General features: G+C 70.7%; 24 protein-coding genes and 1 riboswitch. Of the genes, 12 read left to right on the top strand and 12 right to left on the bottom strand.

Annotated elements, in window-relative coordinates:
* Positions 1-19: 19 nt before the first annotated feature.
* On the bottom strand, positions 20-142 hold the full coding sequence (locus AWQ68_RS46275; RefSeq protein ID WP_373281566.1) for a 50S ribosomal protein bL37: 123 nt from the start codon (positions 140-142) through the stop codon (positions 20-22).
* Between the two features lie 106 nt (positions 143-248).
* Here AWQ68_RS46275 and AWQ68_RS32265 point away from each other — a divergent pair, with 106 nt between their 5' ends.
* The 3 genes from AWQ68_RS32265 to AWQ68_RS32275 all read left to right on the top strand — a co-directional run bounded on the left by AWQ68_RS32265 (position 249) and on the right by AWQ68_RS32275 (position 3,314).
* A complete protein-coding gene (locus AWQ68_RS32265) occupies positions 249-1,055 on the top strand; it encodes a DeoR/GlpR family DNA-binding transcription regulator (RefSeq protein WP_066948041.1) in 807 nt (268 codons plus the stop codon).
* Positions 1,052-2,113 (top strand): galactose-1-phosphate uridylyltransferase, encoded by a 1,062-nt coding sequence (gene galT / locus AWQ68_RS32270; protein ID WP_066947858.1) that lies wholly within the window; start codon positions 1,052-1,054, stop codon positions 2,111-2,113. The genes AWQ68_RS32265 and galT overlap by 4 nt, the downstream gene beginning before the upstream one ends.
* Before the next feature lie 71 nt (positions 2,114-2,184).
* A riboswitch (cyclic di-AMP (ydaO/yuaA leader) is annotated at positions 2,185-2,359 on the top strand.
* Between the two features lie 268 nt (positions 2,360-2,627).
* The gene (locus AWQ68_RS32275; RefSeq protein ID WP_245656318.1) at positions 2,628-3,314 is read left to right on the top strand and encodes a VldE C-terminal domain-containing protein; all 687 of its coding nucleotides are present in this window, start codon (positions 2,628-2,630) and stop codon (positions 3,312-3,314) included.
* A 93-nt stretch (positions 3,315-3,407) separates the two neighbouring features.
* Here the strand turns inward: AWQ68_RS32275 and AWQ68_RS32280 are convergent, their stop codons facing one another.
* Both AWQ68_RS32280 and AWQ68_RS32285 read right to left on the bottom strand, forming a co-directional pair.
* Positions 3,408-4,712, bottom strand: a complete 1,305-nt coding sequence (locus AWQ68_RS32280) for a M50 family metallopeptidase (protein ID WP_066947863.1) — start codon at positions 4,710-4,712, stop codon at positions 3,408-3,410.
* Positions 4,713-4,787: 75 nt separating this feature from the next.
* A complete protein-coding gene (locus AWQ68_RS32285; protein ID WP_066947864.1) occupies positions 4,788-5,903 on the bottom strand; it encodes a PP2C family protein-serine/threonine phosphatase in 1,116 nt (371 codons plus the stop codon).
* A gap of 121 nt (positions 5,904-6,024) precedes the next feature.
* Here AWQ68_RS32285 and AWQ68_RS32290 point away from each other — a divergent pair, with 121 nt between their 5' ends.
* On the top strand, positions 6,025-7,266 hold the full coding sequence (locus AWQ68_RS32290; protein ID WP_066947867.1) for a GNAT family N-acetyltransferase: 1,242 nt from the start codon (positions 6,025-6,027) through the stop codon (positions 7,264-7,266).
* Between the two features lie 9 nt (positions 7,267-7,275).
* Complete coding sequence (locus AWQ68_RS42975; protein ID WP_157546019.1) at positions 7,276-7,437, top strand: hypothetical protein; 162 nt, start codon at positions 7,276-7,278, stop codon at positions 7,435-7,437.
* Between the two features lie 50 nt (positions 7,438-7,487).
* On the opposite strand, the gene AWQ68_RS32295 is transcribed toward AWQ68_RS42975, so the two are convergent.
* Entirely contained in the window at positions 7,488-7,955 is a 468-nt protein-coding gene (locus AWQ68_RS32295; protein ID WP_066948044.1) for a ribose-5-phosphate isomerase, read from the bottom strand.
* Positions 7,956-8,075: 120 nt separating this feature from the next.
* On the opposite strand from AWQ68_RS32295, the gene def reads away from it, so the two are divergent.
* The gene (gene def, locus AWQ68_RS32300) at positions 8,076-8,564 is read left to right on the top strand and encodes a peptide deformylase (RefSeq protein WP_066947869.1); all 489 of its coding nucleotides are present in this window, start codon (positions 8,076-8,078) and stop codon (positions 8,562-8,564) included.
* On the opposite strand, the gene AWQ68_RS32305 is transcribed toward def, so the two are convergent.
* A complete protein-coding gene (locus AWQ68_RS32305) occupies positions 8,561-9,967 on the bottom strand; it encodes an aldehyde dehydrogenase family protein (protein WP_174554171.1) in 1,407 nt (468 codons plus the stop codon). The genes def and AWQ68_RS32305 overlap by 4 nt on opposite strands.
* 127 nt (positions 9,968-10,094) lie before the next feature.
* Complete coding sequence (locus AWQ68_RS32310; protein WP_066947873.1) at positions 10,095-10,715, bottom strand: mycothiol-dependent nitroreductase Rv2466c family protein; 621 nt, start codon at positions 10,713-10,715, stop codon at positions 10,095-10,097.
* A gap of 166 nt (positions 10,716-10,881) precedes the next feature.
* Between AWQ68_RS32310 and pepN the strand changes: the two genes are divergently transcribed.
* Positions 10,882-13,449, top strand: a complete 2,568-nt coding sequence (gene pepN, locus AWQ68_RS32315) for an aminopeptidase N (protein ID WP_066947876.1) — start codon at positions 10,882-10,884, stop codon at positions 13,447-13,449.
* A 279-nt stretch (positions 13,450-13,728) separates the two neighbouring features.
* Positions 13,729-14,703 (top strand): hypothetical protein, encoded by a 975-nt coding sequence (locus AWQ68_RS32320; protein ID WP_066947879.1) that lies wholly within the window; start codon positions 13,729-13,731, stop codon positions 14,701-14,703.
* Here AWQ68_RS32320 and AWQ68_RS32325 read toward each other — a convergent pair.
* The 3 genes from AWQ68_RS32325 to AWQ68_RS32335 form a co-directional block, all read right to left on the bottom strand.
* Positions 14,700-15,059 (bottom strand): TPM domain-containing protein, encoded by a 360-nt coding sequence (locus tag AWQ68_RS32325; RefSeq protein ID WP_169809027.1) that lies wholly within the window; start codon positions 15,057-15,059, stop codon positions 14,700-14,702. The two genes, AWQ68_RS32320 and AWQ68_RS32325, sit on opposite strands and share 4 nt — an antisense overlap.
* Positions 15,060-15,064: 5 nt before the next feature.
* A complete protein-coding gene (locus tag AWQ68_RS32330; RefSeq protein WP_066947882.1) occupies positions 15,065-15,358 on the bottom strand; it encodes a hypothetical protein in 294 nt (97 codons plus the stop codon).
* 70 nt (positions 15,359-15,428) lie between these two features.
* Entirely contained in the window at positions 15,429-16,850 is a 1,422-nt protein-coding gene (locus tag AWQ68_RS32335; protein ID WP_066947885.1) for an amidase, read from the bottom strand.
* Between the two features lie 192 nt (positions 16,851-17,042).
* On the opposite strand from AWQ68_RS32335, the gene AWQ68_RS32340 reads away from it, so the two are divergent.
* The 3 genes from AWQ68_RS32340 (at position 17,043) to AWQ68_RS32350 (ending at position 20,362) form a co-directional block, all read left to right on the top strand.
* A complete protein-coding gene (locus AWQ68_RS32340) occupies positions 17,043-17,816 on the top strand; it encodes a nuclease-related domain-containing protein (RefSeq protein WP_245656320.1) in 774 nt (257 codons plus the stop codon).
* A 71-nt stretch (positions 17,817-17,887) separates the two neighbouring features.
* Positions 17,888-19,726, top strand: a complete 1,839-nt coding sequence (gene ilvD, locus AWQ68_RS32345) for a dihydroxy-acid dehydratase (RefSeq protein WP_066947890.1) — start codon at positions 17,888-17,890, stop codon at positions 19,724-19,726.
* 159 nt (positions 19,727-19,885) lie between these two features.
* Positions 19,886-20,362: a helix-turn-helix transcriptional regulator gene (locus tag AWQ68_RS32350; RefSeq protein ID WP_066947893.1), complete on the top strand. Its 477-nt coding sequence runs from the start codon at positions 19,886-19,888 to the stop codon at positions 20,360-20,362.
* 6 nt (positions 20,363-20,368) lie between these two features.
* Here the strand turns inward: AWQ68_RS32350 and AWQ68_RS41470 are convergent, their stop codons facing one another.
* The 3 genes from AWQ68_RS41470 to AWQ68_RS32360 all read right to left on the bottom strand — a co-directional run bounded on the left by AWQ68_RS41470 (position 20,369) and on the right by AWQ68_RS32360 (position 22,035).
* Positions 20,369-20,578: an FmdB family zinc ribbon protein gene (locus AWQ68_RS41470; RefSeq protein WP_084464629.1), complete on the bottom strand. Its 210-nt coding sequence runs from the start codon at positions 20,576-20,578 to the stop codon at positions 20,369-20,371.
* A 108-nt stretch (positions 20,579-20,686) separates the two neighbouring features.
* Positions 20,687-21,514, bottom strand: coding sequence for a GNAT family N-acetyltransferase (locus AWQ68_RS32355; RefSeq protein WP_066947895.1), 828 nt, complete (start codon positions 21,512-21,514; stop codon positions 20,687-20,689).
* A gap of 11 nt (positions 21,515-21,525) precedes the next feature.
* Entirely contained in the window at positions 21,526-22,035 is a 510-nt protein-coding gene (locus AWQ68_RS32360) for an HNH endonuclease (protein WP_066947898.1), read from the bottom strand.
* A gap of 316 nt (positions 22,036-22,351) precedes the next feature.
* Here AWQ68_RS32360 and AWQ68_RS32365 point away from each other — a divergent pair, with 316 nt between their 5' ends.
* On the top strand, positions 22,352-24,409 hold the full coding sequence (locus tag AWQ68_RS32365; RefSeq protein ID WP_066947901.1) for a prolyl oligopeptidase family serine peptidase: 2,058 nt from the start codon (positions 22,352-22,354) through the stop codon (positions 24,407-24,409).
* Position 24,410 lies beyond the last annotated feature (1 nt).

The raw sequence follows: 24,410 nt of genomic DNA on the forward strand, positions 1-24,410 counted from the left end.
GCCCCCCGAGGCCCGGCGGCTAGCGGCCGGTGGGCCGCTTGCCGTGGTTCGACTGCTTCTTCTTCCGTGCCTTCGACTTGCGCGCTCGCTTACCCATGCGGGAACCGCCTTCCGTCGTACGGCCAGTGCCCTCACTCTTCATGAGGCGGCCTGCCTCGTACAGCGTCGCCGCTCATATCCCCAGGACCAAACAGGATTCCCCGAAGGACTGTGGCATAATTTGTTGGAATCTGTTGATTGGAGCGATGATGCTGGCCCAGCTACGGCAGCAGGCGATCCTGGAGCGGATCCGCAGGACCGGCGGGGCGCGCGTCGCGGAGCTGGTCCAGGATCTCGGCGTCTCCGACATGACGATTCGGCGCGACCTGGAGGCGCTCGCCGATCGAGGGCTGGTCGAGAAGGTCCACGGAGGCGCCACGATCGCCGGCGCCGGATCGACGGAGGAACCGGGGTTCTCCGCCAAGTCGGCGCGACAGGAGGCCGAGAAGGAGGCCATCGCGCGCCGCGCCGCGCGCCTCGTGCGTCCGGGCAGCTCGGTCGCACTGTCAGCCGGTACGACGACGTGGACGGCGGCGCGGCACCTCGCCGACGTGCCCGAGCTGACCGTCATCACGAACTCGCTGAAGGTCGCGGACGTGTTTTACCGATCCGGGCGGGCGGACCAGACCGTGGTGCTGGTCGGCGGCGTACGCACCCCCTCGGACGCGCTGGTCGGCCCGGTCGCCGTGGCGGCGATTCGCTCGATGAACGTCGACGTGCTGCTCCTCGGCGTCCACGGGATGAGCGTCCGCGCCGGGTTCACCACGCCCAACCTGCTGGAGGCCGAGACCGACCGCGAGCTCGTCGGGTCGGCGCAGCGGCTGGTGGTCCTGGCCGACCACACCAAGTGGGGCACGATCGGCATCAGCACGATCGCCCACCTCGACCGGGCCGACGTCGTCGTGAGCGACACCGGCCTGCCCGCCGAGGCCGGCGCGGAACTGTCCGAGCGCGTGGGCGAGCTGCTGCTGGCCGATCCGTCCGAGCCCGATGACCGTGGGGAGCCCACCGCGTGAAGCGCACGATCACGCACCTGGCCGACGGGCGGGAGCTGTTCTATTACGACCGGCGCGACGACGCCGACCGCGCCGCCCTGGACCCGCGCGACCTGCCGTCGCGCCCGCTCGCCTCGCAGATGCGCTACGACCCGCTCATGGACGAGTGGATCGCGATCGCCGGGCACCGCCAGACCAGGACCCACCTGCCGGCCGCCGACGAGTGTCCGCTCTGTGCGGCGCACACCGCCTCGGAGATCCCCTCGGACTACGACGTCGCGGTCTTCGAGAACCGCTTCCCCTCGTTCAGCTTCGCGGAGGGCGACTTTCCCGATCCCGGCGGGCTGAGCGCGGCGCGGCCCGGCGTCGGGCGGTGCGAGGTGGTCTGCTTCACCTCCGACCACGACGCGTCCTTCTCCTCGCTCGCTCCGGACCAGGTGGAGCTCGTCCTCGCCGCGTGGGCCGACCGCACCGCCGAGCTGTCCGCCCTGCCGGGGGTGGAGCAAGTCTTCTGCTTCGAGAACAGGGGCGCGGAGATCGGCATCACCCTCCCCCACCCGCACGGCCAGATCTACGCCTATCCGTACGTGACGCCGCGTACCCGGCACATGCTCGACGTCGCGGCGCGGCACCGGGGCGGCAACCTCTTCGCGGACGTGCTGGCCGCCGAGCGGAAGGGGCCCCGGGTGGTGGCGGCCAACGAGCACTGGACCGCGTTCGTCCCGGCCGCCGCCCGTTATCCGTTCGAGGTCCACGTCTATCCGCATCGGCGGGTGCCGGACCTGCCCTCCCTGAACGCTAACGAGCGCGCCGCCTTCGGGCCGCTCTACACGGGGGTGCTGCGGCGGCTCGACGGGCTGTTCGGGGTGGCCATGCCGTACGTGGCGGCCTGGCACCAGGCGCCCGTGAGGTACCGGCGGGATCTGGCCTACCTCCACCTCCAGCTCTTCAGCGTCCGGAGGGCGCCGGACAAGCTGAAGTATCTGGCCGGGTCGGAGTCGGCGATGGGAGCGTTCGTCAACGACGTGGCACCCGAGGAGGCCGCCCGGATGCTCCGCGAATCCGCGGTAACGACTTGATCTCTAATCTATTGCAACTTTAATTAGCGCAAATCCATCCTTTACCACTACTATCCATCGCACCGGTGGTCACCGCCGGTGCGCCTAATCCCGGGCGCCTCGCCCGGGAGCCGGGGACCCACGACCTTGTGGCGATCCGTCCTCGTACGGGATGGACGCCGAGCACCTGGGGTGAAGGCACGCATGTGCCCGGACTTCTCCAGTCCGAACCCGTCAGCTAACCCGGCCGGCAGATGGAGAGGAGTGGGCTCTGCCCCGCGCGTTTCCGGCGGCCGCGGCCGCGCTGACCGCCGCCGCACTCGTCTTCGGTACGGCGTCGGCCGTCGATGCCGCTCCCAAGCCGAGCGAGACCCAGCTCAAGAAACAGCTCGCCGACCTGCGCAAGAAGGTCGACAAACTGATCGCCGATTACAACGCCAAGCGGGTCGAGCTCGCCAAGGCCCAGGAGTCGCAGAAGGCGGCCAAGGATCGGCTGGCCAGGGCCGAGAGCGACTTCGAGGCCGCGCGGCGGGAGATGGTCAGCCTCGCGGGCCTCCGCTACCAGACGAACGACCTCGGCCTGTTCGGCACCCCCGACCTGCAGGGGGCGGCCGTGCTGGCCCAGCTCCAGGACGAGCAGGCCGTCGTGGTCTCGCGGTTCGCCACGCTCAAGACGGAGCGCAAGGCCGCGGCGGACGCGGCCGCCACCCTGATCGCGGAGATCAAGACGCGGTCGGAGGAGGTCGCCCGGCAGCGCAAGGACGCCGAGAAGCTGATCGACGACATCAAGGCCAAGCTCGACCAGCTCGTGCCGGTCGCGCCGGGCAGACTCTCCGGCGGCGGCTGGGCTCCGGAGCTGCCCTCGGGCAGCGACAACATCACGCCGCGGACCCGGCTGATGAAGGACCAGATCAGCAAGAACTTCGACCTGAAGTTCGCGGTCGGCTGCTACCGGGCCGAGAACGACGGCGGCGAGCATCCTCTCGGCCGCGCCTGCGACTTCATGATGAGTTCCGGCGGCACCATGCCGATCTCGAGCATGAAGGCCCTGGGCGACAGCATCGCCGCCTGGGCCATCAAGAACGGCCCCAAGCTGGGTGTCAAGTACGTGATCTGGCAGCAGCGGATCTACAACCTCGGCAGCCCCGGCTGGCGGGCGATGTCAAACCGCGGCGGCATCACCGCCAACCACTACGACCACGTGCACATCTCGATGTACTGAAGCCATCCGCCCCACCCCCCGCGATCGCGCGGGCGGGCGCGCCCCCGCCCCCGGGGCGCGCCCGCCCGCGTGATCAACACCGGGACGCGGCGGTCAGCCGGACAGGCGGATCGGGTTCACCAGGTCGGCGTAGACCAGCAGGCCGCCCATGACCAGCAGCAGGGCCGCCATGGCGTACGTGAGCGGCAGCGCCTTGGCGACGTCCACGTACCCGGGCATGGGGCGCCGGCTGATCCGCGCAATGCCGCGCTTGAGCCCCTCCCAGAGACCGCCCGCGATGTGTCCGCCGTCGAGCGGGAGCAGCGGGATGAGGTTGAACATGCCGACCGCGAGGTTCAGGCTCGCGAGCAGGTTGATGAAGAAGATGATCTTGTTTTCCAGCGGGGCCGACGACGCGGCGATCTCGCCGCCGATCCGGCCCGCGCCGACGATGCCGACCGGCCCGTTCGGGTCGCGCTTCTCACCCGAGAAGGCCGCGTGCCAGACGCCCACCATCTTCTTGGGGATGTTGACCATGGCGCTGGCGGTGCGCTGGGTGAAGTCCCACATCTGCCCGACGACGTAGCCCGGGCCCTGCTTCTCGATCACGACCGTCGGTGCGACGCCGAGGAAACCGACGTTCTTCTCGATCTTGTCCGGGTCGTCGACGGACGGGCGGTCCTGCGCGATCAGGTCCACCGCGACAGTGATCTCCTTGCCGCCCCGGACCACGCCCAGGTCTGTACGGCCGGCCCCGTGCGCGCGGATCCGCGCCGTGGCCGCCTCCCACGAGTCGACCCGCGTGCCGCCGACGGCGACGATGCGGTCGCCCGGAAGCAGCCCGGCCTTGGCCGCCGGAGTGGGCGGGTCCCCGGCGCGGCACTCGCGCTGCTCGACCTGGGTGGCCGGCACCACGCACTGGGACACCGTGGAGACGACCGGCTTGGACACGGCAACGCCGAAGGCCATGAAAACGACCGAGAACAGCGCGAAGGCCAGGACGAAGTTCATCGCCGGCCCGCCGAACATGATGATGACCTTCTGCCACCACGGTTTGCGGTAGAAGACGCGGTCCTCGTCGCCGGGGCGGATCTCCTCGGAGGCGACGGCCCTGGCGTTCTCGATGAGGCCCTGCCACGGACCGGTCGAGACGCTGCGCAGCTTGGTCGGATCGTCACTCGGCCGCGGGGGCAGCATGCCGATCATGCGGATGTAGCCGCCGAAGGGCAGCCACTTCACGCCGTACTCGGTCTCGCCGCGCTTTCGCGACCACAGCGTGGGGCCGAAGCCCACCATGTACTGCGTCACGCGTACGCCGAAGAGCTTGGCGGGGACGAGGTGCCCGATCTCGTGCAACGCGATGGAGAGGAGAAGGCCCGCGAAAAGGACCAGGAATCCGGCTAAGAACAGCCAGTTCATCAGCGCGTACCCCCGTGGAGGAGAAGTGTCTTTCCGTGCGTTGCCCGTGTCGAGCGTAACCCACCGTTCAGTGGCTCATGGGCGCCAGATCAGAACGAGGGCGCAGTCGTCGTTGTGCCCCGCGGACATGGAGTTGACGATCTGCCGGGCGCCCTCCCGGTATCCGGTGGGCAGCAGCCGCCGCTCGGCCTCGCCCAGCAGACGGTCGAGCCCTGCGTCGATGTCACGTCCCGGCTGCTCGATAAGGCCGTCGGTGTAGAGCATCAGGGCGTCGCCCTTGCGCAGCACGCCGGTGTCGGGCTCGCAGTGCAGGTCGGGCACGACGCCGAGCACCACGCCCTTCGCCGTGGCGACGTGCCAGGTGCCCGTGCCGGCGTCGAACTTGACGACGGGCGGGTGTCCCGCCGAGGTGATGACGTACTCACCCGTGGACAGGTCGAGACTCAGGTGGGCGGCCGTGACGAATCCCTCGTCGCCGCGCTGCCGGTGCAGGTAGGAGTTGCACGCGTGCAGGAAGTCGTCCACCGAGCCGAGCAGCCCGCCGAAGGTCCCGGAGAGCATCAGCGCTCGAGTGCCGGCGTCCACGCCCTTGCCCGAGACGTCGACGACCGCGATCTCCACACGGTCGCCCTGCCGTACGGACACCACGAAGTCGCCCCCGAAGGAGGAGCCTCCGGCCTGCTTGAGCACCACCTTGCCGCCCCAGTGCTTGGGGAGGTGCGGCAACTCGCTCTGGCGTTTGAGCCGGTCGCGCAGCTCCAGCAGCATCGCGTCGCCGCGCAGGCCCTGCACGCCGAGCTTGGCGCGCGTACGGGCCATGATCCAGGCGAGCGCGGCGGTGAAGGCGACGGTGATGATCAACCCCGGCCCGAGCCGCATGACGCCTCCGGCCACGGCCATGTAGAGGAGAGACGCGACGACCGCGCAGAGCAGGATGGCCAGGCTGCGCAGCCGGAGCTGGAGGCCGCCGATGAGCATCAGGGGCACCAGCAGGGCGGGTGAGAACCAGTGATCGGACACCTGGATGTCGAGCACGCCGACGAGCAGCGTGGCGACGACCAGGATGATCAGGCGATGGCGATCCTTCGACGAACTCTTCCTTACCAATCGGACAAGCGGCACCAGAAGCGGCACACGCACCAGCAGAGCACGGAGCCGTGGAGGGATGAGCGGCGTCCGACGGGAACTCATGATGACCTCGACTGTATCCGCCCGCCGCCGGTGAGGGCAGCCACTTGACCAAGGCCTAGATCACCGAGGACCGAGGGTTATTCGCTGGCCTCCGACCTTTACACGCTTCTACTGTGAGCGGATGAGTGTCCTGGTTCGTCCCATCACAGAGTCCGGTTGGCCGGAGTTCGTCCGGGTCCAGCGCGAGGCGTTCAACTCCCCCGACACCGAGGAACGTGACCACTGGCGGAAGCTGTTCGAGGTGGACCGCTCGCTGGGGGCATTCGACGGGGACCTCCTCGTCGGCGGCACCGTCGTGGCGAGCCTCACGATGACCGTGCCGGGCGGTCCCCTGCCGGTCGCCGGGGTCACCGCCGTGGGCGTGCTCCCCTCGCACCGCCGCAAGGGCGTCCTGACCGCGCTGATGACCCGCCAGCTCGGCGACCTGCACGAGAAGGGCGAGTCCGTCGCCGCGCTCTACGCCTCAGAGGCGGCGATCTACGGCCGGTTCGGGTACGGCAGAGCCGCCGACAGCGTCTTCTTCCGCATCCCGACCGCGCGCTCGGCGTTCCGGCGCGACGCCCCCTCGGACCCGTCCCTGCGCGTGCGTCTCGCCGATCCGGCGGCGGCCCGGGCCGACGTGGAGAAGGTCTTCGAGTCCGTACGGACCACCCGGCCGGGCCTGTACACCCGATCCGACGCGCGCTGGCGCCTCAGCGTCCTCGGGGACGAGGAGCCCCAGCGCAGGGGGAACGGTCCGCTGCGCTGCGTGATCGTCGAGGACGACCACGGGCCGCGGGGCTACGCCCTGTTCCGGGTCAAGGACGGGTGGACCGAGCACAGCGTGCCCGACGGGGAGATCCTGCTGCGGGAGCTGTTCGCCACCGATCCCGCGGCGTACGCGCTGACCTGGCGGACCGTGCTGGACCGGGACCTGTGCGCGCGGCTGCGCGTCTGGGGGCGCCCGGTGGACGACCCGATCGTGCATCTGCTGGCCGAGCCCCGGCAGCTCAACGCGGGCTGGCTGGACGACCTGTGGATCCGCCTGGTGGACGTGGACCGCGCGCTGGCCTCCCGCGCCTACGCCTCCCCTGTGGACCTCGTGATCGAGGTGGAGGACCGCGTGTGCCCGTGGAACGCGGGCCGCTTCCGGCTGGTCGCGAGCGCGGGACCCGGCACGGCGAAGGCGTCCTGCGAGCGGACCGGCGACCCCGCCGACGTGACGTTGCCCGTGGACGCGCTCGGCGCCGCGTACCTGGGCGGGCGTCCCCTGACCGCGCTGGGCGCGGCGGGCCTGGTCACCGAGCACAGCGAGGGCGCGCTGCGCGCGCTGTCCACCGCGATGTCGTGGGAGCCGCGCCCGTGGGGCGGCCTGATCTTCTAGGCTCGCCTCATGGCGCTGCAGAACTTGCAGATTACGACGGTCGTCGCGATGCGGGCCCGGGACGTGTCCCGGCCCACCCCGGAGCAGCAGGAGGTCGCCGACCGGCGGCTGCTGCGCGACGAGATGCCGCGGCGTGAGACACGTCGCGGGAAGGAACGGCCGGCGGAGTGACAGAACGCCGATAGGCGGGCACACATGGCGCCCGCCTACCGGCGCGACGACTACGGCAGCGGCGGCAGTTCGCCGGTCGCCTCGTAGTCGGAGAGCTGGCCGATCCTGCGGGCGTGCCGCTCGGCCCCGGAGAACGGCGTGGAGAGGAAGATCTCCACGAAGCGCACCACGTCCTCGACGGGGTGCATCCGGCCGCCCAGGCTGATCACGTTGGCGTCGTTGTGCTCGCGGGCGAGCCGCGCGGTGTCGTCGTTCCACGCGAGCGCGGCCCGGATGCCGCGCACCTTGTTGGCCGCGATCTGCTCACCGTTGCCGGAGCCGCCGAGCACCACGCCGAGGCTGCCGGGGTCGCCCGCCACTCCCTGGGCGGCGCGCAGCACGAACGCCGGATAGTCGTCCTCGGCGTCGTAGACGAACGGACCGCAGTCGATCACCTCGTGGTTCTGCTCCTTCAGCCAGGAGACGAGGTGGTTCTTGAGCTCGTAGCCGGCATGGTCGGCACCGATGTAGACACGCACGGCCCAAGTCTCGCAGGTGCTCACCGGAGACATGACTTCAGGGGCTCCACTAAAGTAACAAGCCACCGCCCCCGTGACTCCTTACCGGGCAGCAGCGGAGGCCGACAGACCAGGAGAGACATGCGCGAGATCCGCTACGTGGGCGACCCCGTCCTGCGCACCCCCGCCGAGCCGGTCACCGACTTCGACCGGGAACTGCGCCGGCTCATCGACGAGATGTTCTCGATCATGTACATGGCCGACGGCGTGGGACTGGCCGGCCCGCAGATCGGCGTGGGACGGCGGCTCTTCGTCTACGACATCAGCAACCGCAAGGGCCACGTGGTGAACCCCGAGCTCACGATCGACGACCCCGAGGAGGTCGTCGAGGAGGAGGGCTGCCTGTCCGTGCCCGGCAAGGAGACCGGCAAGCCGCTGTACGCCCCGACCGCGCGGGCCGCGGGCGTCACGCTCCGCGGGTTCGACCGGCTCGGCCGGCCCGTGACGGTCAAGGCGCGCGGCATGCTGGCCCGCTGCTTCCAGCACGAGTTCGACCACCTCAACGGCACCCTGTACGTGGACAGGCTGCCCAAGGACGACCGCAGGAAGATCCTCCTGCAGACCCCCTAGAGCAGGATCGCCTTCGTCTCCAGGTATTCCTCCAGGCCGGCCTCGCCCAGCTCGCGGCCGATGCCCGACTGCTTGTAGCCGCCGAACGGCGCGAGCGGGTTGAACCGGCCGCCGTTGACGGCCACCTGGCCGGTGCGGAGCCGGCGGGCCACGGCGAGCGCCCGCTCCTCGGTGCCCGCCCACACCGCCCCGGAGAGGCCGTACGGCGTGCCGTCGGCGATCTGGACGGCCTCGTCCTCCGAGCCGAAGGGCACGATCGCCAGGACCGGCCCGAAGATCTCCTCCTGCTCGATCGTCATCCCGGGCGCGACGCCCGCGAAGATCGTGGGCTCGACGTAGTAGCCGCGTTCGAGGGGGGCGTCGGTGCCGCCGAGGACAAGGCGCGCCCCCTCCTCCTGGCCCCGGTTGATGTAGCGGATCACGCGGTCGCGCTGCGCGGCGGAGACCAGCGGCCCGAGGCGGGTGTCCTCGGCGAATGGGTCGCCCACCGTGTACTTGCGCCCCGCCTCGACGGCGAGCCGCACCGCCTCGTCGTACTGGTCCCAGTGGACGAGCATGCGGGTCCACGCTGAACAGGTCTGGCCCGAGTTGAGGAAGGCGTTGGCGACGCCGACCTTGACGGCGGCCGCCAGGTCGGCGTCGGGGAGGATGAGGTTCGCGGACTTGCCGCCGAGTTCGAGCGCCACCCGCTTGACGGTCTCCGCGGCCAGCGCGGCGACCCGCCGCCCCGCGCGGGTTGAGCCGGTGAAGGAGACCATGTCGACGTCCGGGTGGGTGACCAGCGCCTCGCCGACGACCGAACCGCGCCCGCTCACCATGTTGAAGACGCCCGGGGGCAGGCCCACCTCGTGGAAGATGTCCGCCAGCGCGTACGCGGCGAGCGGCGCCACCTCGCTCGGCTTCAGGACGACGGTGCATCCGGCCGCGAGCGCCGGCGCGACCTTGCAGATCACCTGGTGCAGCGGGTAGTTCCAGGGCGTGATCGCGCCGACGACGCCGACGGGCTCCCTGACGACGAGCGAGTTGCCGACCCGGCCCCGGTCGAAGTCGTACTCCTCCGCGAGCCGCGCGTAGCTCTCGAGCACGCCCGCGGGCATCAGCGTCTGCACCTGCAGGGCGACCGGGTAAGGAGCGCCCATGTCGGTCGCGATCGTCCGCGCGATCTCCTCCGCCCGCTCCCGCAGCAGCCCGGCCGCCGCGGCGAGCAGCTTGCCGCGCTCAGTCGGCGCCGTACGCGACCACGAGGGGAAGGCGGCGCGGGCGGCGGCGACCGCCGGCTCGACGTCGGCGGGCGAGCCGGCGGGGACGCGATCGATGATCTCCTCGGTGGCGGGGTTGACCACATCGACCCCCTCACCCGAGGTGGACGAGAGCCAGGCTCCGTTCACGTACAGCTGACGCATGAACCTCATCCTTGTGTGCGACTCCGGATGGTGAGGGTGCGCCCCCCGGCGCGGCGTCCAGGCTAGCGCGATAGACAAACAGAGCCTGACAAGCAGCTCAGAGTCCGCATTAGCCGGAAATGCGAGGTCAGTCGAAGATCGCGTCGCGGGTGCGGGACCGCTTGAGCTCGAAGAAGCCGTCCGTGCCCGCCACGAGCAGGACGCCGTCCCAGAGCCGGCCCGCGTCCTCGCCGCGCGGGATGGGCGAGACGACCGGGCCGAAGAACGCCACGCCGTCCACGGCGATGATCGGGGTGCCGACCTCCTCGCCGACCAGCTCGATGCCCTTGTCGTGTGAGGCGCGGATCGCGTCGTCGAACTCCTCCGACTCCATCGCGGCGACGAGCTCGGGGGCGAGCCCGGCGGCCGTGAGCGCCTCCGCGATCGTCTCCGTCCACGACTGCGGCTGCTTGCGCCGGCCCCCGTTGTGGAATCGCGTGCCGAGCTCCGTGTAGAGGGTACCGAGGACCTCCTCGCCGTACTTGTCGGCGGCCGCGGCCAGCACGCGCACCGGCTCGATCGCCCGGCTGAGCTTCTCGCGGTACTCCTCCGGGATGTCCTTGCCCTCGTTGAGCACGGCGAGGCTCATGATGTGCCAGCGCGTACGCACCGGGCGCTCGCGCTCGACCTCGACCATCCAGCGGGAGGTGATCCACGCCCACGGGCAGAAGGGATCAAACCAGAAGTCAACGGTCTTGGTCTCGGACATATGAAGAGGCCTCTCGATGGGCAATGTGGTTGCATCGGTGCGTAACCGATGGCCGGATCTCGCTATTCCACCGGCCGATTTCAAGGCGATTTCCATCGTCACGGCATGGCAGGATCGGTTCATCCCCTCCGCGAAGGGGCGGTGGGGCATGCGATGAGGAGCGGATGTGGCAGGGAATCTGACCCGTGACGAGGCCCGGGAGCGCGCCCGGCTGCTGACCGTCCAGTCCTACGCGGTCGAACTCGACCTGACGGAGGGCGAGGAGCGGTTCGAGAGCATCACCACGGTCCACTTCACCTCCAGCCAACCGGGAGCGGACACGTTCATCGACCTGCACGGCGCGCACGTCAGGTCCGCCAAGCTGAACGGCGTGGCGCTCGACGTGAGCACCTACGACGCGGAGAAGGGCCGTCTCCCGCTGCCCGGCCTGGCCGAGCAGAACGTGCTGCGCGTCGACGCCGACGCGTCCTACATGCGCACCGGCGAAGGCCTGCACCGCTTCGTCGACCCGGTCGACCAGCGCGTCTACCTGCACAGCCAGTTCGAGACGGCCGACGCGCACCGCATGTACGCCTGCTTCGACCAGCCCGACCTGAAGGCCACCTTCGAGCTCACCGTGCTCGCGCCCGGTGACTGGGAGGTCGTCTCCAACGCCGCCCCCGACTCGATCGAGGAGCTGGAGGCGCACGAGGGCCGGCACGGCACGCTGCAGGCGGCCAGGCGCTGGCACTTCCCGGCCACGCCGGTCATGTCCACGTACATCACCGCGCTGATCGCCGGGCCGTACGCCGTGGTCAGGGACGAGCACGACGGCATCCCGCTCGGCATCTACGTGCGCCAGTCGCTGGCCGAGTTCCTCGACGCGGACAACATCTTCGAGGTCACCAAGCAGGGCTTCGACTTCTTCCACCGCGTCTTCGACCTGCGCTACCCCTTCGGCAAGTACGACCAGCTCTTCGTGCCGGAGTTCAACGCGGGCGCGATGGAGAACGCGGGCGCGGTCACCTTCCTAGAGGACTACGTCTTCCGGTCGCGGGTCACCGACGCCATGGTGGAGCGCCGCGCGGAGACGATCCTGCACGAGATGGCGCACATGTGGTTCGGCGACCTCGTCACCATGCGCTGGTGGGACGACCTGTGGCTGAACGAGTCGTTCGCCACCTACATGTCGGTGCTGTGCCAGGCCGAGGCCACCCGCTGGGGCCAGGGCGCGTGGACGACCTTCGCCAACGTCGAGAAGGCCTGGGCGTACCGGCAGGACCAGCTCCCCTCGACCCACCCGATCGCCGCCGACATCCCGGACATGCAGGCCGTCGAGGTCAACTTCGACGGCATCACGTACGCCAAGGGCGCCTCGGTGCTCAAGCAGCTCGTGGCCTACGTCGGTCTGGACAACTTCCTGGCCGGCGTCCGCGACTACTTCAACGAGCACGCCTGGGGCAACACCACCCTGCAGGACCTGCTGACGGCGCTGGAGCGCACCTCCGGCCGCGACCTGTCGTCCTGGTCCAAGGAGTGGCTGGAAACCTCCTGGGTCAACACGCTCCGCCCGTCCTTCACCACCGACGACGAGGGCCGCTTCCTCACCTTCGACGTGCTGCAGGAGGCCCCGCAGGAGCACCCGACGCTCCGCTCGCACCGCGTGGCGATCGGCCTCTACTCCATGATCGACGGCGTGCTCACCCGCACCAAGCGGGTCGAGCTCGACGTCGTGGGCGCCCGCACCGCGGTCCCCGCGCTGGTCGGCGAGGTCCAGCCCGACGTCGTCCTGGTCAACGACGACGACCTCACCTATGCCAAGATCCGGCTCGACGAGCGGTCCCTGCGGACGCTGGTCGACGGCGGCATCACCGCGTTCACCGACTCGCTGCCCCGCGCCCTCTGCTGGTCGGCCGCCTGGGACATGACCCGGGACGCCGAGATGGCCACCCGCGACTACGTCAAGCTGGTCGTCTCCGGCATCGACTCGGTCAAGGACATCACGGTCGTGCAGACCGTCCTGCGCCAGGCCCGGCTGTCCGTGCAGCAGTACGCCGACCCCGCCTGGGTGAACGAGGGCATGTCCGAGCTGGCCCGGGCGCTGCGCGGCCTGGTCGCGTCGGCCGCGCCGGGCTCCGACCACCAGCTCGCCTACGTCAACGCCTTCACCTCGGTGGCGGTCTCGGCCGAGGACCTGGCGTTCGTCGAAAGCATCCTCGACGGCACCGCCGCCCCCGAGGGGCTCGCGGTCGACGCCGACCTGCGCTGGACGCTCACCCAGGCGCTGGTCTCCGGAGGCGTCCTGGGGGCAGCGGACATCGACGCCGAACTCCAGCGGGACGCCACCGCCAAGGGCGAGCGCTCCGCCGCGATGTGCCGGGCGTCGATTCCCACCCCCGAGGCCAAGGCGGAGACCTGGTCGGCCATCACCGGCGGCACGCTGAGCGGCGCGGTGCTGCGCTCCACGATCGGCGGGTTCATGGACCCGAACCACGTCGAACTGCTCGAGCCGTACAGCGAGAAGTACTTCGAGGAGGTCGGCCGCATCTGGAAGGAGTGGACCTCCGACAGCGCGCAGAACTTCGTGATCGGCTGCTACCCGGCCCTGCTGATCAGGCCGGAGACCGTCGCGCGGACGCAGGACCACATCTCCGCGACCCAGCCGCCGCACGCGCTGCGCCGTCTGGTTCTCGAAGGCGCGGACGGCATCAGCCGGGCGCTGCGCGCCCGCGAGAAGGACGCCTCGGCCGTCTGACGCGGCAACGTCCGATCGACGGAAAGGCCCCGGCCCACACCGGCCGGGGCCTTTCCCGTTCTCGATGTCCTGCCCCGAGCGACTCGGATGTCCCTTCTGGAGGGAGAGAGGGTGCGCGCCCGGGGCCGGCAGGAATCTCGGCTGGATCGGATCAAGCGGTCCCTCCTCCAGGGAACGGCCGGGTACGACGGCACCGCGTCATCGCCCCGGAGATCCCCCGAGAGGTCCGGATCTTCGACCACCGACAGGAATGACGGTTGGCCATGAGATGGTGATTCGATGAAGTCGGCCAGGAACCTGTTGACCGCGCTCGCACAGCGCTATTCGTTCGGTGACGTCGAAGCCCTCGCTCCCGAGGTCCTGGGGCTCGGAGAGCGCACCGACGAGGTGACCTCGGTGTGCGAGTTCGGCCAGCGGCTGCTCACCCTGGACGCCGAGGACTTCGCCGACGAGAACGACGCGCGCAGCGTCCCTGCCGACCTTCGGCGCCGCGCCCGCGCCTGCCACATGCCGCAGACGTCCCGCGAGCAGCCGCGCGGCGCCCTGGAGTCGCTGCGGCCCTCGTACGCGCTGCTCCTGGAGGTGATCGACATCCGCTGGAGGCGGCGCGACCTCAGCGCTATGATCTCGGCGGTCCACATCGCCAGCGAGTACCTCCCATTGCTCGCGTTCGAGCCCGCCCTCGGCCACGCGGGCGACCCGGTGCGCTGGCCCGAGGGGTTGCGCGCCCCGGGCAGCAGGTTCGGCTCGATCGGCGACCGGGAGTGCGACCACACGCGGGCGGAGAAGTCGGCCGCCGAGCGGACGCTGCGTGTGGCGGTCGAGCCCGGCCAGGGCTGGCGCGCCTACTTCGACCGGCAGCACAGCCAGGTCGCCGGCGCCCTGGCCACCTGCGTGGCCCGCTGCCGCACCCCTTGCACCGCCATGGACTGGGTGCCGGAGAAGGACGATCTCGCCCTCCGTGCCCGCGTCGCACTGGCCTTCGCCGAGACCCCGCTCGTACGGCTCCGCCACGCCGCGCCGGTCGGCCACGGCTTCGGTGTGCCGTCGCCGGAGGAGGTCCGGGACGCGTGGCAGCGCAGCCGCTCCCTGCTGGACAAGAACGAGGTCGGCCACCGGGCGACCGAGGACGACGGCTTCGCCCTGCCCGGGTTGCCCGGCCTGTTCTCCGCCGTCGCGGCCGCGCCCGTACAGCCGGCCTCCCTGCTGGCCGACGTGTCGGTCCACCTGGTGAAGCTCCTGGAGGAGCGCTAGACGCGGGCGGCGCAGTCGGCCAGGGCGGCGAGGCCGGTGACCAGGCCGCCGGCGAGGTCGCCCGCGGCGAAGGCGGCGGCCATGGAGACCGCCACGAGCCGGCACTCCCCGTCGGTGAGCAGCTTCCTGGCCCGCTCACCCGTCACGATCTCCAGGGCCCGGCCCTCCAGGTCGACCATGATGAGGACCGCCCGGTCGGCGACGTCGCCGAGCGCGCCGTGCAGCCGTTCGGCGAACTCCCGCCTCGGCCCCTCGGCCCGCCCGAGATAGACCGCGAAGCGCAGCCCGGTGCGGGCCTCGGCCGCCTTGCGCGCGGAGCGGATGTCGTCGATCTGCAGAGGAGTCAGCGCGCGCACGGCCCTCACCATCCCGCGGAGGCGCCGCCGGTGTGGGCCTGCGGCTCCACATCCCTGGCCATCGCCTTCCAGTCGACGTCGATCGCCGGCAGCCAGTGCGCCGGGCGGCCGGTGAGCACGAGGACGGACGTGTCCGCCCCGTGCTCCGTCTTCCCGGGCCCGCCGAACCAGACCTCCTCGCCCGGCACGGCCTCGGTCCTGGCCGGGCGCCCGAGTGCGAGGACCGCCAGGGAGATCAGCAGGAAGAGCCCCGCAGCCACCCCGATGAGGAATCCGGCGATCTGCAGCTCACTGTGCACCTCATCACGGTAACTCCGCAGGTGAGAACGGGTCGAGCCCGCCTGCACGGGGCCGGCGGGCCGCCCGGGCTCACCACACGGACGGCCGGCGTTCGCCCCAGAAGCCGCCCACGGACGCCTCGATCTGAGCCGAGAGCGAGATCAGCGTCCCCTCGTCGCCGAACCGCCCGGCGAGCATGACGCCGACCGGCAGCCCTTCGGCCGACCAGTGCAGCGGCAGGTTGACCGCCGGCTGCCCGCTGATGTTGTACGTGGCGGCGAACGGCGCGAAGCGCTTCATCCGCTCGAAGGTCTCCTCGGGCGATTCCACGTCCTCGAACCAGCCCACCGGGACGGGCGGCCTAGTCACGGTGGGCGTCAGCACGGCGTCGTACTCGTCGGTGACGAGCAGCGCGAAGCGGGTGGCGAGCTGGAGCGCCGACTGCGCCTTGAGGAAGTCGGGGGCCGGGGTGGCGAAACCGCGTTCCCGCAGCCAGGCGGTGAGCGGGCGCAGCCGGGACTCCATCCCCTCGGCCACCGGGTGCATGCAGGCGAACGTGAACCACAGCTTCACGAACTCGGGCACCACGTCGGCGCCGAAGGGCGGATCGATGTCCACCACCTCGTGCCCCAGCGACTCCAGCAGCGCGGACGCGCTCTCGTACGCGGCCAGCACCTCCGGGTGCACGTCCGCGTCCGGGACGGCCGGCGTGGCGTACCGCGCGATCCGCAGCCGGCCGGGCTCCACGCCGACGTAGGCGGAGAAGGAGCCGCGCTCCGGCGGCGGGGCCCAGTACAGGTCGCCGGGGTTGTTGTGGGCCATCACGTCGAGCAGCGCCGCCGCGTCGGCGACGTCGCGCGTGATCGGGCCGTTGGTGGACAGGCCGGCGAGGTCGGGGACGATCGGCGCGAACGAGATACGGCCGCGGGTCGGCTTGATGCCGTACAGGCCGCAGACCGAGGCGGGGATCCGGATGGAGCCCGCCCCGTCGCTGCCGTGCGCCGCCGGAGCCAGACCGGCCGCGACCGCGGCGGCCGCTCCCCCGCTCGACCCTCCGGCCGAGCGCGCCAGGTCCCACGGCGTACGCGCGGGCGGGCCGACGGCGGTCTCTGTGTAGCACGGCAGCCCGAACTCGGGCGTGCTCGTCTTGCCGAGCATGATCGTGCCGGCGTCGCGCAGCCGCTCGACGACGCTGTCGTCAACGGGCGCGACGAAACCCTCGTAGACGGCGGAGCCGAAGAAGATCGGCACGTCCTTCACCAGGTTGAGGTCCTTGACGGGGATCGGTACGCCGAGGAACGGAGGCGGGTCGTCGGACGCGAGGGCCTGGGCCTCCAGTTTGCGTGCCTCTTCCAGAGCCCGGTCGGCGGTGAGGGTGACGAACGCGCCGACCTCTCCGTTCAGCCGCTCGGCTCGTTCCAGGTAGTGCTCGGTGATCTCGACAGGTGACAGTTCCCTGTTCCGTACGGCTGCCGCCTGCTCCAGCGCAGTAAGATCGTGAATGTGGGCCACTACCGCACGGTAGGCCCGCGGCGCGAAGATATCTAGAGACGATACCCACTGGCGGGCCGATCAATCCGGTGAAGCCAGCCACAAAAGTATGAACCACCCAACACTAGGCAACCCGCCGAAGGCTCAACTACGGTGAGTGATGTGGATACCGGTCTAGCGCCAGAAGACGGTCACGATACGTCACCGATCTGGGTGAGTGACGAGTCGTCGGATCGACCCGCGACGCCGCCGGAAGAGGCCGCGTCCACCACCTACGCCCCGGTGGAGCGGGCCTCCCTGCAGGCTCTCGCCAGTCGGTTCGACTACCGCCACCTGCTGCGACGGGCGTTGGTCGCCCTCGCCGCCGGCCTGGTGGTCGGGTTCCTGCTCGGCGGCTGGCGCATCGGTCTGACCGCCGCGATCGTCGCGGCCATCGCCGACACGATGTACCGGGCACGCAGCGTGTCCTCGGTCCCGGCGTGGCGGCGGCCCTCCGCGGCGGAGCGGCGCACCGAGTACCAGCTCAAGCGGCTTGAGCGCAGCGGCTACCGCACGCTCCACGCCCGCGCCGTCCCGGGCAGCGACGCGCAGATCGACCATCTCGTGATCGGCCCGACCGGTGTCTACGCCGTCGACTCCGAGAAGTGGGACAAACGGCTGCCGGTGCGGGTGCAGTCCCACCGCAAGCTGTTCCACGGGCCGTTCAACCAGAAGCCGCGACTCGACGAGGCGCGCTGGGAGGCGTCCCAGGCGAGCGAGCTGATCGGCAAGGCCCTGGGGCGCGAGATCCAGGTGGTCCCCTCGCTGGCGATCTACGGGCCGTCCATCCCCTGGCGCATCCTCAATGTGCGCGAGGTGGACGTCTTCTCCGGCAGCATGGTCCGCAAGTGGATCACCAAGCGGGAGCGGTCGCTCACGTCGGCGGAAATCGACTCCATCTACCGCGCCGCCGAGCGCGTTCTGCCGCCGCGTTATCCCGAGAGCTGAGCACGCGAACCGGTTCCCCCGGCGACGGCCGTACCATTTGAGGACTCACTGTCTTCGATGGGAGCGTCGTCATGCCAGCCCTCAGGTCTCGTACGGTCACACACGGCAGAAACATGGTCGGTGCCCGGGCCCTGCTCCGGGCGACCGGTGTAGCCGGGAGTGACTTCGGGAAGCCCATCGTGGCGGTGGCCAACAGCTTCACCCAGTTCGTCCCTGGTCACGTCCACCTTCGCGAGGTCGGCGACGTCGTCGCCGCCGCGGTGCGCGAGGCCGGGGCGATCCCCCGCGAGTTCAACACGATCGCGGTCGACGACGGCATCGCGATGGGCCACGGCGGCATGCTGTACTCGCTGCCCTCGCGCGAGCTCATCGCGGACGCGGTCGAGTACATGGTCAACGCCCACTGCGCGGACGCGCTGATCTGCGTCTCCAACTGCGACAAGATCACCCCCGGCATGCTGCTGGCCGCCTTCCGGCTGAACATCCCGACGGTGTTCGTCTCCGGCGGCCCCATGGAGGCGGGCAAGACCCCCGGCCGCAAGCTCGACCTGATCGACCCGATGATCGCGTCGGCGGACGACAGCGTGAGCGACGAGGCCCTCCTCGAAATGGAGGAGAACGCCTGCCCGACGTGCGGTTCCTGCAGCGGCATGTTCACCGCCAACTCGATGAACTGCCTCACCGAGGCGATCGGCCTGGCGCTGCCCGGCAACGGCACGACCCTGGCCACGCACAAGGCGCGCAAGGCCCTGTTCGAGGAGGCCGGCCGCACGGTCGTCGAGATCGCCCGGCGCTACTACGAGCAGGACGACGAGTCGGTGCTGCCGAGGAGCATCGCCACCCGTGACGCGTTCGAGAACGCCATGGCGCTCGACGTCGCCATGGGCGGCTCGACGAACACGATCCTTCACCTGCTCGCGGCGGCCCGCGAGGCCGGCGTCGACTTCGGGCTCAAGGAGATCAACGAGCTGTCGCTGCGGGTGCCCTGCCTGTGCAAGGTCGCTCCCGCGACGGCCAAGTACCACGTCGAGGACGTGCACCGCGCCGGCGGCATCCCCGGCATCCTCGGCGAGCTGGACCGGGCCGGGCTGCTGCACCGCGACGCGCACAGCGTCCACGCCTCCTCGCTCGGCGAGTACCTCTCCGCCTGGGACCCCAAGTCGCCGGAGGTCCGCGACGAGGCGATCGAGCTCTGGCACGCCGCGCCGGGCAACACCCGCACGGTCAAGGCGTACTCGCAGGACGCCCGCTGGGACTCGCTCGACCTCGACCGGGCCGAGGGCTGCATCCGCAACGCCGAGCACGCCTACACCAAGGACGGCGGCCTCGCCGTGCTGTACGGCAACATCGCCCCCGACGGCTGCATCGTCAAGACGGCAGGTGTGGACGAGTCGATCTGGAAGTTCTCCGGCCCGGCGGTGGTGTTCGAGTCGCAGGAGGAGGCTGTCGACGGCATCCTCTCGGGCAAGGTCTCCGCGGGCGACGTGGTCGTGATCCGCTACGAGGGCCCCAAGGGCGGCCCCGGCATGCAGGAGATGCTCTACCCGACGAGCTTCCTCAAGGGCAAGGGTCTGGGCAAGGCGTGCGCGCTGGTCACTGACGGACGCTTCTCCGGCGGCACGTCCGGTCTGTCCATCGGCCACGCCTCTCCCGAGGCGGCCGAGGGCGGGCTCATCGCCCTGGTCGAGAACGGCGACCTCATCGAGATCGACATCCCGGCCCGCTCGATCGAGGTGAAGGTGGCCGAGAGTGAGCTGGCCGCCCGTCGGGAGCGGCTGCTCGACGAGCTCGGCGGCTACCGTCCGCGCGAGCGCAACCGGCCGGTGTCGGCGGCGCTCCAGGCGTACGCGGCCCTGACGACCTCCGCCTCGACCGGGGCCTCCAGGGACGTCTCGCAGCTCTCGCGCTAGTCGGTCATCCGTCATACGGAGGGGATCGGGGGCGGTGGGCCCCGGTCCCCTCCGGCCGTTTCAGGGTGCTTCGGGAACGGGCTCTCCGAGAGGGAACAATCACCTCTCCGCCGACAACGCGTTCGAAAAAATGTCGGTCGTGAGATCTAAAATTATGGTATGGCCAACGTCATTAGGAACACCCTGACGACCGCTGAGCTCGCCGCACTGGCCCTGTCCCTGGCCCACCTCGGGGCCGGCCCGCAGTCCGTCACCGCCCGCCGCGGGCTGCGCCACGCCTTCCAGCACCTCGACCTGAATGACGACGTCATCGCCACCACTCTGACCACGCTGACCACGCCGCTCCCCGCCGACGTCGCCCGGCGCGCCAGGGTGATCGCCAACGCGATCACCGCCCGGCTGGTGCTCCGGATCCAGTACCACGACGCCGCGGGCCGGACGACCACCCGGAACGTCGAACCGGTCACCTTCATGGCCCACCGCGACCACTGGTACCTCGTGGGCTGGTGCCGGATGCGGGGCGGGATCCGGGCGTTCCGGCTCGACCGCGTCGCCGCGGTCGAGCCCACCGACCTGCCGGCCCGCCCCCACCTTCCCGAGCGTTACCTGCCGTTCCAGCGCCGCGCCGCGGCCTGAGTCCGGTCAGCCACAGCAGCCGCCACCGCAACAACCGCCGCCGCCACCGCTGGAACGCGGGGCGGCGGCGCCGCCCGTGACGGCCACGGCCGAGAGCAGCTTCACCGTGTCGTCGTGTCCCGAGGGGCAGGTGGCGGGCGCGTTGGCCTCAGCCATGGACCTGTTCAGTTCGAAGGTCGATCCGCAGGAGCGGCAACGGTAGTCATAACGAGGCATGTCCGTAGCGTACGGCCTTGTTCCGGCGGTGGGGTCGAGCCGGGGCAGCACCTGGACCAAGGGCCGCGACCCGGGCAGCTCGCCCGCCTCGCACAGGCCGCGAGTCCCTCAGTGGAAGCGGATGGAGGCGTAGTCGGTCACGGGTTCGTACCCCAGTGCCCGATAGATGGAGTTCGAACGCGAGTTGGCCAGGTCGGCGAAGAGCAGTACCTCGGCGGCCCCCTCGTCCAGCGCCTTCCTGGTCACGGCGTACGTGACGGCCGAGCCGTACCCCCTGCCGCGGAACTCCGGCGGAGTGTAGACCGGCCCCACCCGGGACATGCCGGCGATGGGCGCCGAGACGCCGGCCAGCGCGACGGGACGGCCGCCGTCCTCCCACCACACGAACTCGTTCCTGTTGATCCGGGCCGCGACAACGGGGGTGGGGTCGGCGCCCACCTTCACACCCGCCTCCACCTCGAACTCCCGGATCCACCGGACGGCCCGCGGCACGTCGGCGGCGACGGCCGTACGGGCCGCGCCCGGAACGGTGGGCGGGGCCGGGGTCCCGAGCCGGTAGAGGCGCTCGGAGCGGCGGCCCCGATCGGGCTCCCACCAGGCGCGGGCGAACGCCTCCGCCTGCTCAAGGGGGCCGCTGACGCCGGGCAGCGACCTGCCGAGGGCGATCAGCTCGCTCACCAGGGACGGGATGGCGTCCAAGGGGATGGCGGCGAGCAGCAGCGGGTAGGGGGCGGTGTGGATCACCGCCCCCTCCACCGAACCGCCCTCGGTGAACCACCCCATGAGCGGGTCCTCCGAGAACTGGCCGCTCCGCAGGCTCCGGAGCACGGTCAGCGCGGCCGTGTTGCGCACCGGGTCGCGCAGCAGCCAGCCCTCGGCCGCCGCGGCGAAAGTCGCCACGTCGGCGGTGAAGGTCCACGTCGGTTGGTCGGTCATCCGGGTCCTGGTCAGGCGGCGGACTCGGCGAGGTAGGGCGCCCACTGCGGGTCGCCGTCGAGCTGCGCACCGATGAGCCGCCAGTGCGCGCCGTGTGGCACCGCCGGGGTGACGCGCAGCGTCCACCCCAGGTCCTCGAGCAGCCGGTCCGCCTTGCGGTGGTTGCACGGCATGCAGGAGGCGACGCAGTTCTCCCAGGTGTGGGGACCCCCCTTGGAACGCGGGATGACATGGTCGATGGTCTCGGCCCGCTGCCCGCAGTACGCGCAGCGGAAGTCGTCCCGCCGCATGAGCGCGGCCCGCGTGAGCGGGATGCGGGACCGATAGGGGATGCGGACATAACGCCTCAGCCGGATCACCGACGGCACGTCGAGGGTGCGGCTCGCCGAGCGCAGCACGGCCCCCCGTCCGTCCTGATGAACGACCTCCGCCTTGTCGCGCAGCACCAGGATGACCGCCCGGTGCAGGGACAACGTGGTCAACGGCTCGTAGGTGGCGTTGAGAAGGAGTACTTGGCGCATCAGCCGACCTCCTCGGCCATCTCGTGAGCCGGGCTGAGATGGCGCGGGAGCACGGCTGTGCGCCCTGGTTGTGGTCCCGTCGGTTGGGACCCGGGTGCTTCCGTCACAGGGACCTCCGCCGGACGGTCCAGCGGATGGTCACCACGGCACCGCCCTCCACCAAAGTGTGGCCTTTGCCGCGCCCCATCCGCCACCCCATAAAGCGCGAGTGAGGTTCACGATTGGGACGCCTGTTGACGTTTATCCCCTTTCGAGGCTCTTTTTACTCCTGACGAGCGGCGCGCTCCTGTCGGTGACCTGCTTTAAAGTGCGAGGCATGACCGGACTGTCGTATCCACCCGCCCGCCGCGACGACATCGTCGACGACCTGCACGGAACCCCCGTCCCCGACCCCTACCGATGGCTGGAGGACGCGGACGACCCGGCCACCAAGGAGTGGCTGGACGCGCAGGACGTCCTCTTCAAGAGCACGGAGCTGCCCGGCCGTGAGCGCTTCCGTGAGCGCATCGCCGCGCTGCTGCGCTCCGGCTCGGTCGGTCCGCCCGCATGGCGCGGCGAGCGGCGGTTCTTCATGCGCCGCACGCCCGACCAGGAGCACGCGGTCCTGTACGTGGCGGACGGGCAGGGCGAGCGGGCGCTGATCGACCCGATGGCGCTCGACCCCTCGGGGCTGACCACCCTGGACACGTACCAGCCGGACAAGGAGGGCGCCCGCCTCGCGTACCAGATCTCGGTCGGCGGCGACGAGGAGTCCCGGCTCCACGTGCTCGACGTCGAGACGGGGGAGGCCGTCGAGGGGCCGATCGACCGGTGCCGCTACTCCCCCGTCGCCTGGTTGCCCGGCGGCGAGGCGTTCTACTACGTGCGCAAGCTGGCGCCGTCGGAGGTCCCCGAGGGCGAGGAGCAGTTCCACCGGCGGGTCTACCTGCACCGGGTCGGCACGTCTCCGGACGACGACGTGCTGATCTTCGGCGAAGGGCTGGAGAAGACGAACTACTACGGCGTCTCGGTCTCCCGCGACGGCCGCTGGCTGACCGTCTCCGCCTCGCAGGGCACCGCCCCGCGCAACGACCTGTGGGTGGCGGACCTGACCGCCTCGCCGGTCGAGGCGCCCGCGCTGGTCACCGTCCAGGAGGGCGTCGACGCGCAGACGGGCCTGCACTTCGGCCGCGACGGCCGGCTGTACGTGTTCACCGACCGGGACGCGTCCCGGGCCCGGATCTGCGTGACCTCGCCCGAGACGCCGACGTACGAGCACTGGCGCGACCTGATCCCCGAGGACTCCGAGGCGGTGCTCTCCGACTTCGCGATCCTCGACGACCTGGACGAGCCTGTCATGCTCGTCGGCTGGACCCGGCACGCCATCTCCGAGATCTCGATCCACACGCTGGAGACGGGCGTCCGGATCGGCGAGGTGCCGACGCCCGGCCTCGGCTCCATCGGCGGCATGACCGAGCGCCCCGAGGGCGGCCACGAGGCGTGGTTCTCGTACACGGACAACACCACGCCGCCGAGCGTCTACCGCTTCGACGCGCGCACCGGCGAGACGTCGCTCTGGGCCGCCTCACCCGGCGCGGTCGAGGTGCCCTCGGTGAACACCGAGCAGGTGGTCTACCTCTCCAAGGACGGCACCGAGGTCCACATGCTGGTGATCTCCCGTGAGGGCTCCGGCCCCCGGCCCACCATCCTGTACGGCTACGGCGGCTTCGGCATCCCCATGACCCCGGGCTACTCCGGCTCGATCCTGGCCTGGGTCGAGGCGGGCGGCGTCTACGCCATCGCCCAGCTCCGGGGCGGCGGCGAGCAGGGCGAGCAGTGGCACCGCGCCGGCATGCTCGGCAACAAGCAGAACGTGTACGACGACCTGCACGCGGCGGCCGAGCACCTGATCGCGACCGGCGTGACGACGCCCGAGCAACTCGGCATCTCCGGCGGCTCCAACGGCGGCCTGCTGGTCGGCGCGGCGCTCACCCAGCGGCCCGAGCTGTACGCCGCCGTGGTCTGCTCCGCGCCGCTGCTCGACATGATCCGCTACGAGAAGTTCGGTCTCGGCGCAACCTGGAACGTCGAGTACGGCTCCGCCTCCGTGGCGGAGGAGTTCGGCTGGCTGTGGGGCTACTCGCCGTACCATCACGTCCGCGACGGCGTCTCCTATCCGGCGACGCTGTTCACGGTCTTCGCCTCCGACACCCGGGTCCATCCGCTGCACGCCTGGAAGATGGCCGCCGCCCTGCAGCACGCCCAGGCCGCCGACCGCCCGATCCTGCTGCGCAACGAGGCCGAGGTCGGGCACGGCGCGCGTGCGGTGAGCCGGAGCGTCGATCTCGCGGCCGACCAGCTCGCCTTCCTCGCCCGGCACACCGGGCTCGCCTGAC

The sequence above is a fragment of the Microtetraspora fusca genome, from assembly GCF_001570365.1.
GTDB classification, from domain to species: domain Bacteria; phylum Actinomycetota; class Actinomycetes; order Streptosporangiales; family Streptosporangiaceae; genus Microtetraspora; species Microtetraspora fusca.